Source organism: Skermanella aerolata KACC 11604 (genome assembly GCF_000936425.1).
In the GTDB taxonomy this organism is placed as follows: Bacteria; Pseudomonadota; Alphaproteobacteria; order Azospirillales; family Azospirillaceae; genus Skermanella; species Skermanella aerolata.
Map to the genome: position 1 here is coordinate 18,946 of NZ_AVFK01000056.1, position 11,909 is coordinate 30,854.

Sequence of the window (11,909 nt, forward strand, 5' to 3'; positions counted from 1 at the left end):
ACAGCCGGAGACCGCCGATGCTGCCCGTCCCACCGATCCTGATACAGTGGCTGGCGCCGTTCGCCGCCTTCTTCAATAAACCGACTTGGGATCGTGTCCTGGTTCTGGTGACCGGCGCCGTTCTGGCTCTTGGACGGCGCACCGTAACCGCCGTGCTGTCGGTGCTCGGACGGCGAGACGGGACGGATTTCGCCCGCTTCCATGGCGTGCTCAACCGAGCCCGCTGGTCCGGGCGGTCGATGGCCCACGCCCTGCTGCGCTGGCTGGTCGCGGTGTTTGTTCCGGATGGCCCGGTGGTGGTTGGAATCGACGAGACGATCGAGCGGCGCTGGGGGCCGAAGATCTCGGCGCGCGGCATCTACAGAGACCCGGTGCGCTCCTCGCACGGCCACTTTGTCAAGGCCAGCGGGCTGCGCTGGATCAGCGTCATGCTGCTGGTCCATAATCCGTGGGCCGAGCGGATCTGGGGGGCTGCCGTTCCTGACAACGCTCGCCCCCTCGGAACGTTTTGCCCGGCAAGTCGGCCGGCGCCACAAGCCGCTGGCCGACTGGGGCCGGCAGTTGCTGCTTCTGGCTAGCCGCTGGCTGCCTAGTCGCCGGCTCATTGCCGTTGCCGATACCACCTATGCCGTTATCGAACTGCTCGCCGCGGTCCGTCACAGGCTGACCATGGTCACCCGTCTACGTCTGGACGCCCGGCTGTTCGATCCGCCACCGCCGCACCGGCCCGGCACCAGAGGCCGCCGTCGCGTCACCGGCCAGCGCCAGCCGACCCTCGTGCAGCGTCTCGCTAATCCGGCCAGCCGCTGGCGCCGCGTTGTGGTCAGTCAGTGGTATGGCGACGGCAGACGAGAACTGGATATTCTGACTGGTACCGCCGTGTGGGACCACCCCGGCCGGCGCGTCCCGGTGCGCTGGGTGCTGGTGCGCGACGTCGGCGGCGACCATGACCCGCAGGCATTCCTGTGCACCGATCAGGGGGCCGACGCCCTGGACATCCTGCGCTGGTTCATCCGGCGCTGGGCGGTCAAGGTCACGTTCGAAGAGGTTCGGCGCCACCTCGGTGTTGAAACTCAGCGCCAATGGTCCGACAACGCCATCGCCCGCACCACGCCGGCCCTGCTGGCGCTGTTCTCCCTTGTCATCCTCTGGGCTCACGACCTCGTCGGACGCGGCCATCTCGGCCCCCGGTGCGCCGCCTGGTATCCCAAGCGGCACCTGACGTTCAGTGACGCCCTCGGCGCTGTGCGCCGACAACTCTGGGCCGATGAGCTTTTTCAGGCTTCAGGCCAATGCCGGGACATGGTAAAAATCCCCGCTCCGCTCGCCAACCGCTTGCTCGACGCGGCATGCTTCCCCGCTTGAGCATTTCCAAGCGGAAACAAACCCCCACCGGATTTGCGCAAAGTCGAGCTCAGATCTCCCTTGTATCAAGGTGACGAGATTTTATCTTTTAATGCTATCACAGTCGCTGAAACTTGTAATAAACAACCACATAATTAGCTGCCGGGCCTTGTGGCCCAGCGCGTCAAGAAATGGCTCCAGCGACTCACTCAGTTCGGCTTCCCATTCATGAACGTCAAGCATGATCACCTCCAGTCAGGGTCACCTTCCTGGCTGTGCAACAGGCATCAGCTCGCTTCATTACTCTGAAACTGCCAAAGTAGTGCTAATAGATTCCTGATTATCCCTTAAACTACGAGTGGACGTCATGAATTTACCCAGTTGACAAATAGCTGCTCGTCAAATTTCTTGTCTTGAAGTGCAACTCCATGATCAGCTAAAAATTGGGCAATCTGCATACCGTCAAATGAGAGAACTCCTGACCTTGACAAAAGTTCTTGGCTATCAGATGTTAATTTTCCGGTGGTAAATATTAGATAAATAATAGGATCACAGACTCGCATTTCAAGATCAGAAAGAGGGTCTACATTACCGGCAAACACTTTTGCTCTCGCCAGCTCGACTGACCCCACTAATTCTCTGATCTCTGAAGTGGAAACCTTGGTGTTTTGATAATGCTTAGCTTGACCAACAAGCCAAACAAAAAAATGCTTTTCGGCTCCAGGATCTAGGAGCGATGGTTTAATCATATCTCCAATCCTAACCTTTCCGAAAAAATCTATCCCCTGGTCGGCGCTTCTTCGCGATACGAATGGTCTCTCCACTTTAAGGAGTTCAAGCACTTTCCCGCTAAGAATTTCGAATTGATCATGTCGAAGTAAGCGAAAGCTGGCATATATATGTGTTGTATTAGAACGCAGGATTTTTTCTGCTGAGACTTCAGGTAGATCTTTAGGTTCGCAATAGCAGTACCCCTGAACGTAATCCATTCCCGATGAATTAAAGGAGAAACATCGGTAGCTTCCACTCTCTCGACTTTGTCGTATCACATACTGAAGTCTCTTGATGAATCTTTCCAGCCAAGCATCGGCCATATCCTCAACAACAGACTTATCATGCCATCTGCTAGCAATGATAATATCAATAAGGACATCTCTAGTTGGACGAGGAGCTGAGTCAATATTTAGGACAGTATGCACTAGCTCGGCAGCTTTATGCGGACCAGGTGGAGCCATGTTTATCTCTGTCTAACAGCTTCATATATTTCTTTAATTTCTCTTACCGTGATAGCAAGAGCATCGAGTAGAGCAACGTCATCATCAGAAAAATTTCGAACCTCTAGCGCCCCTATCCCCTTGAGAGATGCAGTAGCTTCAGATAATTCGTTGCGCCATTTTCTAGAAAGATCCTCCCGGTTAGCAACTGTCATTGCATCCAAGAAAGTTCGATCCGTATCGAGAAGGAAGCGTCGAGCATCTGCATTTGGCAAAATGTTTTTGAGTTGTCGGATGTCAGAGTAGGTGCTGAGTTTAGGAGGTTTCTGCGGTCCTCCTTCATCGGATACAGAAGGTGTAATCATCTGGTAAAAATGACGCAGTTCATCAGGCTTCTTGAAGGCGGCAGTTGTATCATCCCAACCAAGCCAATCACGGACTTCCGTCACAGCAATCGCTTCATGGAAAAGCGGATAGAGCGACGGCTCTCCTAGATCTCCATACTCATCATCTTCTCGCATTTGTTGCAGCGCCTTAAAAGCTCTATAGCGACGATTTACCTCACGTGTGGAGAGGCCGAGCTTTGAAGCCACAACACCTCCCTCAAGGTTGTGTTTATCACGCATATCTGCAATAAGCTTTGCCCTCTGATAACCACCCCACTCTTTAATACCACCAACATGTCGTATACCCATAAGAGTTTCGCGGAAATAATCGGACTGACCAGAATCATCAACGACCACGCACGGAACGGAATCGAGTGTTTCAACAACCTCTTTAGGGATTTCGACACCACCGTCTATTTCTTGGGCAATCTGTCGAAGCGCTGCCACTCGACGATTGCCTTCAATAACTAAGTAGTAGCTTTTTGACTTATCATGCGTGTAAGGCATGACAACTATCTGCTCTATTGGAAGAAACCCATTTGTGACAATAGAGTCACGAAGTTCCTTCAGCCCACCTGTCTTCAAACGTTGAAGTGTGGCGCGTTGGACTTGCTCAAGATGAAATCTGTCTTCTGACGTTGTTGTATAACCGGATTCATCCTGCAAGCGATAATTGTTCGGATCGAGCAGAAGTTCTTTTAAATTTATTCTTTCAGTTCGCATGATTCGTCTCCAATGAGCCTGTGCAGTCTCGCAGTTTCTTCTTTATACACACCTTCATTCTCCAGTCCATAGCATTATAACAAAGTTCTCCGATGTCCGATGTTCCGATAGCTTGCGCCTCAGCAGCGAAAGCTAATGGCTAGCCAGAGACACTGACACGCGAGTTTTGACAGGTGCTACGATATCGGCACTGATCTTATCGAGCAAGCCCTTCAGCTTCTCCGGATTAACTCCGGTCGCGTGTTCGATGACCGCAATCACGTGGTCGCGACCGACTGCGCACAACTCTCGAGCAGATGACCAACAGCGTTGAGTGACAGACCGAAGCCGTATAGCGTAACCGCTGCCTGCTTCACCTCATCGGGTGTGCAATAGCCATCGCGACGCGTGAACTGGTACTGGCACCGTCGACACAACCATCGTTGCCTGCCCCGGGCATGGCCGGATTTCACAACCCGCACGCTGCCGCAGCGCGGGCAAAAAGGACGTTCCTGCACTCTGACTTACCGAGCTTCCCAACTTCCTGCCCTGGTATATAAAACCTCTCGTCACTTCGTGAAACCCTCGTCACGTCACACCCGGCACGTCTTCGGGCTCATGACAGCACCGAATGGTGCCCGTTTTCAGTCCAATCTAGTAGCCGGAGCATTGGTTAACCGGATGTTAACCATACCGGTCTCAGGCTACTCCCAAGGTCAGCCGTCGATGAACAGGCGGGCGTCGACGGATCGATCGGCTTTGCTAGGTATTAGATCCTGGGACCAGCTCGTGCGGCAATTCGGTCCTGTCATGAGCCCGAAGACGTGCCGGGTGCCCAGACAACATCATGTGCCGGAAAATCGCCCCAACTTCATCGGGGGGCATGGTCGCTAGCGTGGCCAACTCGGTTGGATTCGATGCAGCGCCGATAGCTACATGCTCAAGCGCGTACATCCAAAAGAACAGCGCAAACCCGCCGGGCAATGCGGCGGCTGCCCCTCGGATCAGCCAGTAGATAACGAAACGCATCATCGCTCCTTAAATGATAAGCAGGTAAGAGAACGGGATTCGCAACATTGGAATTGTCAACTTTTGATTGAATTATTTATCATCGTCCACGCAAGTCTTTGATGGGGGGAGTTTCCGGCCCGTCGAGCCATAGCGGCACGGCACAAGCTTTTTTGCCGTTGGCAGACCACACGCTGGCACCCGAGCACTGGGCCAACGCCTGGGGCAGATCGTTGTTACGCATCAGCGCTGCCCAGCTCGCGGCAGCCTGTGGGCCGGCTGACATGGCTGCGGCAGCAACGTCATGTTCGATCACCCTGGATGCCTGGGCACCACTTGACCAGCCGGCCCAGTAGCCACCGACGCCGGCAAGGATGAGGCCGGCAGCGACGATGCCACCGGCCATGATTGATGTCTTCCTATCCAGCCGCAGACGGTGCTGTTCCAGGCTGGTTTTAGCCTGCTGGCCTACTGCCTGGATGACGCGCTTGATCAGGTCGGCCTCGCCTTCGGGGGTGAGACCTCGCGCGCCATCCTTTACCGCAGACCGGGCTGTCTCGGCTGCCTGGAATGCCGTCAGCAGCACGGCAGACAGCGGCTTGTCGTCGCTGATGCCGGCCTGTCGTAGCTGCTGTCGGAAGTCATCGGCGGTGCTCATTACGGCAGCCAGTCGCCGACGTTGAACTTCTGCCGCTTGGTTTCCAGGTCGGCCAGCCAGTCATCCAGCATGAACTCTTCGACGGGATCGAGCTGGCCATTGGTCGCCGCTTCATAAAGGTTCAGGCGACGTTCCTTGATCGCATCCATGCAGGGCAGTCGCGTCATCAGCATGGGCACGGCACCACCCGAAACCATGCGCTGGAAACCGGGGTCGGCCATCGTCTGTTCAAAGGCGCCGACGACGGTGCGACCTTCACGGATAACGCCTTCGTTCAGCATCAGGATGGTGCGCTTCGGCCGAAAATATCCCGCCTCGTAGATCGACAGGCAGTGGCGCAGATCCTCGACTTCAGGGCCGAGAACATAGATGGCGACCGGCTCGATGCCGCGCCGCTCGCAGAACTCGACCAGCCGCAGATCGCGGCCATACTCCAGCATGAACCGATCACCGCCGCCGAAGTCCACCACGGCGCTGGCCTTGTCCTTCGCCATGCGGTTAAGGAGCTTGGAGAACTCCGTCTTCAGGTCGGGTAGTTCCTCGGTCTGCGGCACCACGGCACCGGGGAATAGGTCGGCCAGCGTCTTGGATCGCGCATCGAAGTCGGCCACGATCACGTCGCGGCCTTGGTTGCGGGCGCGGTAGGCAACTTCAGTCAGCAGGGTGCTTTTGCCGCCGAAACCACGGCCAAAGCCAATAGCCAGGACGGGCGCGCGGGGTGAAGCATTCGGCATAGAGGCCACGGCAACAGAGGATTTAGCCATTCTCATATCCTTCCAGATCGACGGTTCATTTCGGCGCGCAGTGCAGCCATTGGATCGTCATCGGGCGGTTGCGCGGTTTTAGCGGCCGGCTGGGTGATAGGACTTAAGACCTCGACAGTCGGCGCTGGAATGGAAGTTCTGGATTGTCTGGCCAGTTTGCGACGACGTACCCGATACCAAGTCTGACGCACGCTGCCGGGCTGGAGATCGCTGCCATCCAGGTTCCTAAAACCTGCCGCCATAAACGCCTGGGTCAGTCGATTCCAGTTCGGTCTGGCATCGGCTAGCATGGTGGACAGATCATCGAAGTTGCTTGCCATCCACTGCTGGAGTGGCGAGCGCCGGTCTCCATCAGTCTCAAGCGCCTGCCGGATTTGCGCCAGCACAGCAGGATCTCTACACCGTGACATGTCTCCCCCATTCAGAAATCGCGACATAAGCGAGACTGAAAAAGACACTAGCGATACAATAGTGTATGGTGCTGATGATCAACTCCGCAACAGATTTGTATCTGGAATGCGACTGGAAAGGACTGGAGTGATCGGAAGTGTAAAAGGCAATTTTTATATCAGACCAAGGCATCCACCGTTCCGGCGGAGGCGAGCACAGGAAGGGGGTCGCGATGCCTACCAGTGAGACACTAGATAAAAAGCTGGAAGAATTGCAGACCAGCTTGGATCTGCTGACCAGGGGGTTCGGCATGATGGCGGAAGTGCTTGCCACCCATTCCGAAATGCTGGGCGAAGTTCTGGCTGCGGTATCAGCTGATCCTCCCGAAAGCACGCTGAACGACACGTTGGAAGAGATAGCCGAAGCGATCGTCCAGCAAACCGTCGCTATCAAAGCGATCGGCACGACGCTGGATAATCTCGACACCGGCATCGAAGCGGCAGTCCGTCGCGGCACTGGAAATCAGGAATAATATCTTGCTGACTTACGGGACAATTGCCGCCGGCTCACCATCCAGCATGGCGCCGATGTCCAGGCATCTATTGACCCAGACGATGCCACGGGAAGACCTTGATCTAGCTCGCTACTACACCCAGGAAGTCGAGCTAGGCGAAGGACAAGCCATGCCCAGGCGGGACATGCACCCAGTCGTTGCTAAGGGTCTAGGTATCAACCCGGATAAGCCACTCGACATGGACCAGATCAACAGCCTGCTGGCTGGGCGTCGGGCCGATGGCGAGAAGATCGAGGGCAAGCAATACACCAGGATCAAGACCTACACCGACCGAAGGACGGGCGAGCGGAAGGAAAGCGTGCCGATCGGCGCGGTGGATTTCTGCCTGACACCGGACAAGTCGGTGTCCGTCGCCTGGGCCTTCGCGACACCGGCAGAACAAGCGGCGATCTACCAAGCCCACCGTGATGCTGCCCATGACACGCTGCAATATATCGAACAGGAAGTCGCCAAGGCCAGGATCGGTAAGGGCGGCGCTGGCGGTTATGATCAGGGTCATCTTGGCTGGGTGGCATTCGATCACTACACCAGCCGGCCGACCATCGATATCGTCACGGACGAGAACGGTCAGAGATCAACCGAGCGGGTCACCATCCAGGTTGCCGGTGATCCAGAGCTGCACACCCATTTCACCGTGACCAATGCGATCTTTTGCGAGAACGGCCGGGTCGGAAGTCTGGATCTGGACCGGCTGAAAGGTCTGGTCAAGGAAGCCGGTGCACTCTATCAGGCACACATAGCCACCAACCTGCGCAACATGGGTGCCGACGTGGAGCTGGACCGCGGCACTGGAGCTGCCAGATTGACCGCCATCCCGGAAGACGTGCGGACTCATTACAGCAAGAGGACTGCTAATGGCGAACAGTCGGCGCGCGACTTCGCCAGGGCGCAGGGTCTCGACTGGGACAGCCTTACAACAGAACGGCGCGCGGGACTTCTCAAAGGTGCCGTCCAGGGGTTCCAGAAGGGTGTCGATGATGAAACCCAGGCCAAGCTGCGCAAAGACGACATGGCCGACTTTGGGGAGTGGAAGCGGCAGGCAGCCGAGTTGGGATGGAAGCACGAAACGATCGTCACCAACACCGGCCCGAAACAGGAAATCGATCGCCAGCAGCGGATCGATCGTGCCTATGACGAGGCCCTGCCCTGGCTCGAAAAGGAGCTGGATAAACGCGCGGTGATCAGCGAGCACGATGCCCGAACAGCGGCAGCTCGTGGCCTGATCGCCACCGGCATTGAGAGTGCCGCCGACCTCGACCGGATAGTGTCGGAGTTTCAGGCGCGCGGTGTTCGCCAGCACGGCGAGATGACATCGCTGATCGTCGGCCAGGAAGACGGCAAGCACGGGCGATCGATGACCAGCGGGCTGCATGAGTCGCAGGAAAAAGAGTTTGTCTTCAGGGTGAAAGCAGCGGCAGCAGACCTGTCGGCAGCACTGCCGGCTGGTCAAATCAAGGCTGCCGTTGATCGGGCAGGGTTGAACTTTGGCAGCGAGCACGGACAGCGCCAGCTCGCTGCCGTGCATTCGCTGGGCGAGGGTGGCCGGATCGGGATTACTATCGGCGCAGCCGGTGCCGGCAAGACCTCGCTGTTGAAACCGCTGGTCGATGCCTGGAAGGAAACCGGACGCGATGTTCACGGCATCGCCCTGGCATGGCGGCAGGCTGACGATCTGGTTGATGCCGGGATCAAGCGGGAGAACGCCAAGGCGCTGTCGGTGTTCTTCCAAGCGGTTCAGAAAGGCGACGTCGTGCTCGACAGCAAATCTGTTGTCGTGGTCGATGAGTTGTCATTGCTGGGCACCCGCCAGGGCCTCGACCTTCTGCGCCTTCAGGAAAAGCACGGTTACCAGCTCGTGATGATCGGCGATGATAAGCAGTGCCAGAGCATTGAAGCCGGTCCGATCATTGGCCTGTTGCGGCAAGCGCTGGGGCCTGAGATGGTGCCTGAGATCCACACCACCGTGCGACAGCAGACCGATCGGGAACGTGACATCGTGGGAGCTTTCCGTGGCGGGCGAGTGGCCGAGGCCATCGCCATGAAACGTGAGGACGGCACGGTGGAACTGGTGCCGGGTGGATACCGGGAAGTAGCCGAGCGAACCGCCAGCCTGCTGGCTGACCGGATCAAAGCCAACCGGGACGATCCGAAGTTCTCGATTACCGTTTCGGCGCCGACCAACCGGGATGCATACCAGATCAGTCTGGCCATTCGAGAGACGCGCCGGGAGATGGGTGAGCTGGGCCGCGATATGGTGAAGATCGGCGCGGCCGACCGTGACGGGACCGGCTACGATATGAAGCTGGCCAAGGGTGACCGGGTTCGGCTGTTCCACTCCGTCGCGGCCGAGGGACAGCGCGGTGGCAGCATCGGCCGCAACGGCAGCATCCTGATCGTGGTGTCGGCCGATAAGCAGGGCATGACGGTGCGCAACGCGAAGGGCACCGAAGGTTACGTGCCGTGGAAGTCCCTGACCCGTGACGGGCAGATCAGGCTGGCCTATGGCGAAGTCATGACCACGTATACGGCGCAGGGCTCGACATCGACAGAGCACATTTATGCAATGCCAGCCGGCACCAAGCTGGTCACCGGCCACTCGGCTTATTCCAGCGGCACCCGGCACAAACAGCAGTCCTTTATTCTGATCAGCGAGGGCGCAGAACGGGCCGAAGTCGCGGGGCGCCGGTCGGTCGGTAACTCCAGGCCGATCAGCAAAGACAACCTGTGGAACAATGTTGTCCGTAATCTGGGCCGGCAGGCCGAGAAGATGACGGCGACTGATTTTCTGGCCAAGGCGACAAACCTAAAGCGCGGTGCCGTGCGGGCATTCCAGAAAGGGCTACAACCAGGCGAGCTGCGCCAGCGGCGAGGGCTGGAACCGCGTACCGCAAACAGGACAATGCAGCAGCGACGGGAGGCCCACGGGGTCGAAAAGATCGTTAGCCAGCTACAGGCGATAGCCAAGGAGCTGGCGCCGGTCGTGGCGCGGCTGTCCGATATTGGACAGCAGATCGCCGTGGCAGTCGAGCGGAGTGTCGACCGAACAATGGGCCGAACGCGGGGCCAGGAGGGGCAATTCAGGAAGCAGACGATATCACGAAGCAGATAGCCAGCGCTTCATCGCACTGGCAACGATGACGTTCTGGTGATAGCCAGTTTGGGCTGATAACTCATTGATCAGTGTGCGTGTATCGACGTGGATCCTGATTGCCCGCGTCGGGGCCATCTTCGCCGGTTGCCAGTTGATAGTCTCACCTGCACGCACGGCGGTCGCTAGATCGGAGATCGACTGCTCTAAAGCTGTCTTCATCTTGACCTTGCGCGCACTGGCAGTGGACTTGAATGCCTCCCAGTCTTCTGGAACAATTCCCGAGACCGATGATGAAATGTCGGGCCAGCGCTTCTGCATAATATCCTTGGCATTCAAAGCTAATGCATTCTTATCGCCGGAAAGCGCGATCCATGCAACCGATACGTACGTCTTATTCCGGACTCCCTTTAAAAAAGTTACGAGTTGGATAGTCACTTGCCCCAGTCGGAGTGCTGTTACCACCATATTGGTGTTGATCCTAACAACCAAATGAAATATTTTCAGAGGAACAACCTGTCATCGAATGAGATCAGCAGGAAATGCCTCTCTCATCGACTCTACCTGTGGCAACGGTACTTCAGCTTGCTATCGCGCATGCGGCGCAGGTGGCGCCTGAAACCATCGCCATATTCGCAAAGACTGAAAGTAACTTCAACCCTCTGGCGATCTACGACAACACGGTTGGCAAGAGCTATAGGCCGTCGTCAATCGAAGAAGCACTAGCCCTGGCAGTCAAGCTGCTGGATCGCGGCCATTCGATTGATGCTGGGCTGATGCAGATCAACAGCGCGAACTTCGAGCGCACTGGACTGACTGCCGACACAGCCTTCGACCCAGCTCATTCCGTCAGGGCCGGCGCCCAAATCCTTGTCGATGCTTACCTGTGGTGCCGGGAACGGCAGCCTGCTGCCGAGCCGCTGCGCTGCATGGCATCGGTCTATAACACCGGTCGTCCAACTGCTGGAGAGCGCAACGGTTATGTCGGCAAGGTCTTCGCCGCCGCCGACCATCTGGTCCCTGCGATCCATCAGGCGCTTCCGGAGAAACCCGCCGCCGCCGAGCCTGCCGCCCCCATCGTTCCGCACGCTTGCGGACCGCCGCCGCCAGCCTGGGACGGCTGGGCCGTCTCGTCCTACCGCATGTGCGTAGCACGAGCCTCGATCACCAAACCGGAGCCTAAATCAGATGAAAACGATCGAACTGAACAACCAGGTCACTAACGCCCTCGTCATCACCATCGTCCTGGCGGCCGTGGCCGTCATGCTGATGCCCGACATGGCTTTCGCGCAGGGTCAGGGGCAGGCGCTAGTCGACTACTCCTACGAGGAGTACGGCCGCCCGCTGCTGAACATCGCGGTCATCGCGGTGGCGATGACAATGTTCTTCCTCCGCTTCAGCTTTCCCGTCATCGGGATGGTCGCCGCCGGCGGCATGACCTTCGCCAACTACAGCGCCATCGTCGGTCTGTTCGGGGCTTGATGCCATGGCCGACTCCAGCACGGACCGCATGACTCGTGAGGACACGCTCCATGTCGGCGCCGCACGCCCGGCGCGGCTGTTTGGCCTGCCCTACCCGCTCGCCGTCTTCCTCGGGTTCGTCTTCTACATGATCCAGACGAACCTGACCGGCTGGTACGGCCTGTCATGGGCGGTCGCGGTCGTCGGTCCGTGCTGGGGCTTCGCCTACGTGATTGTGGCCCACGATCCCTACGGCGCCAGCGTCGTCGTTGCGTGGTGCCGCACCTGCCTGCTTCTCCGCGACAAAGGCACCTGGGGCG

Annotated in this window: 14 protein-coding genes; 7 read left to right on the forward strand and 7 right to left on the reverse strand. The window is 57.7% G+C overall.

The genetic code is table 11. The features are described 5' to 3' along the window. Positions 1 to 17: 17 nt before the first annotated feature. Together N826_RS45000 and N826_RS45005 are read left to right on the forward strand one after the other, a co-directional pair. A complete protein-coding gene (locus tag N826_RS45000) occupies positions 18 to 578 on the forward strand; it encodes a transposase (RefSeq protein WP_211099462.1) in 561 nt (186 codons plus the stop codon). Further along, positions 481 to 1,365 (forward strand): IS701 family transposase, encoded by an 885-nt coding sequence (locus N826_RS45005; protein WP_425600611.1) that lies wholly within the window; start codon positions 481 to 483, stop codon positions 1,363 to 1,365. Before N826_RS45000 ends, N826_RS45005 begins: the two co-directional genes overlap by 98 nt. Before the next feature lie 344 nt (positions 1,366 to 1,709). On the opposite strand, the gene N826_RS42345 is transcribed toward N826_RS45005, so the two are convergent. The 6 genes from N826_RS42345 to N826_RS43760 all read right to left on the reverse strand — a co-directional run bounded on the left by N826_RS42345 (position 1,710) and on the right by N826_RS43760 (position 6,462). Continuing rightward, complete coding sequence (locus N826_RS42345) at positions 1,710 to 2,579, reverse strand: restriction endonuclease (protein WP_084721428.1); 870 nt, start codon at positions 2,577 to 2,579, stop codon at positions 1,710 to 1,712. A gap of 2 nt (positions 2,580 to 2,581) precedes the next feature. Continuing rightward, the gene (locus N826_RS43755; RefSeq protein ID WP_147041212.1) at positions 2,582 to 3,667 is read right to left on the reverse strand and encodes a ParB N-terminal domain-containing protein; all 1,086 of its coding nucleotides are present in this window, start codon (positions 3,665 to 3,667) and stop codon (positions 2,582 to 2,584) included. 257 nt (positions 3,668 to 3,924) lie between these two features. Then, positions 3,925 to 4,164 carry an IS1/IS1595 family N-terminal zinc-binding domain-containing protein gene (locus N826_RS46115; protein ID WP_425600610.1) on the reverse strand — a complete coding sequence of 80 codons (240 nt, stop codon included), beginning with the start codon at positions 4,162 to 4,164 and terminating at the stop codon, positions 3,925 to 3,927. A 590-nt stretch (positions 4,165 to 4,754) separates the two neighbouring features. Beyond that, the gene (locus N826_RS34320; protein ID WP_044436544.1) at positions 4,755 to 5,312 is read right to left on the reverse strand and encodes a hypothetical protein; all 558 of its coding nucleotides are present in this window, start codon (positions 5,310 to 5,312) and stop codon (positions 4,755 to 4,757) included. Next, positions 5,312 to 6,076 carry a hypothetical protein gene (locus tag N826_RS34325; protein ID WP_147041213.1) on the reverse strand — a complete coding sequence of 255 codons (765 nt, stop codon included), beginning with the start codon at positions 6,074 to 6,076 and terminating at the stop codon, positions 5,312 to 5,314. The genes N826_RS34320 and N826_RS34325 overlap by 1 nt, the downstream gene beginning before the upstream one ends. Positions 6,077 to 6,078: 2 nt before the next feature. After that, positions 6,079 to 6,462, reverse strand: a complete 384-nt coding sequence (locus N826_RS43760) for a hypothetical protein (protein ID WP_147041214.1) — start codon at positions 6,460 to 6,462, stop codon at positions 6,079 to 6,081. A 236-nt stretch (positions 6,463 to 6,698) separates the two neighbouring features. Between N826_RS43760 and N826_RS34330 the strand changes: the two genes are divergently transcribed. Together N826_RS34330 and mobF are read left to right on the forward strand one after the other, a co-directional pair. Next, entirely contained in the window at positions 6,699 to 6,998 is a 300-nt protein-coding gene (locus N826_RS34330; RefSeq protein ID WP_147041215.1) for a hypothetical protein, read from the forward strand. Positions 6,999 to 7,080: 82 nt separating this feature from the next. Beyond that, positions 7,081 to 10,149, forward strand: coding sequence for a MobF family relaxase (mobF, locus tag N826_RS34335; RefSeq protein WP_280178503.1), 3,069 nt, complete (start codon positions 7,081 to 7,083; stop codon positions 10,147 to 10,149). Here mobF and N826_RS34340 read toward each other — a convergent pair. Continuing rightward, the gene (locus N826_RS34340) at positions 10,135 to 10,596 is read right to left on the reverse strand and encodes a hypothetical protein (protein ID WP_044436550.1); all 462 of its coding nucleotides are present in this window, start codon (positions 10,594 to 10,596) and stop codon (positions 10,135 to 10,137) included. The genes mobF and N826_RS34340 overlap by 15 nt on opposite strands. Before the next feature lie 74 nt (positions 10,597 to 10,670). On the opposite strand from N826_RS34340, the gene N826_RS42350 reads away from it, so the two are divergent. From N826_RS42350 to N826_RS34355, 3 genes are all read left to right on the forward strand, one after another. Continuing rightward, a complete protein-coding gene (locus tag N826_RS42350; RefSeq protein WP_084721430.1) occupies positions 10,671 to 11,351 on the forward strand; it encodes a lytic transglycosylase domain-containing protein in 681 nt (226 codons plus the stop codon). Further along, a complete protein-coding gene (locus N826_RS34350; protein WP_044436554.1) occupies positions 11,317 to 11,610 on the forward strand; it encodes a hypothetical protein in 294 nt (97 codons plus the stop codon). Before N826_RS42350 ends, N826_RS34350 begins: the two co-directional genes overlap by 35 nt. 4 nt (positions 11,611 to 11,614) lie before the next feature. Continuing rightward, positions 11,615 to 11,909 (forward strand): VirB3 family type IV secretion system protein (locus tag N826_RS34355; protein ID WP_044436556.1); only part of this gene is annotated, 295 nt, incomplete at its 3' end.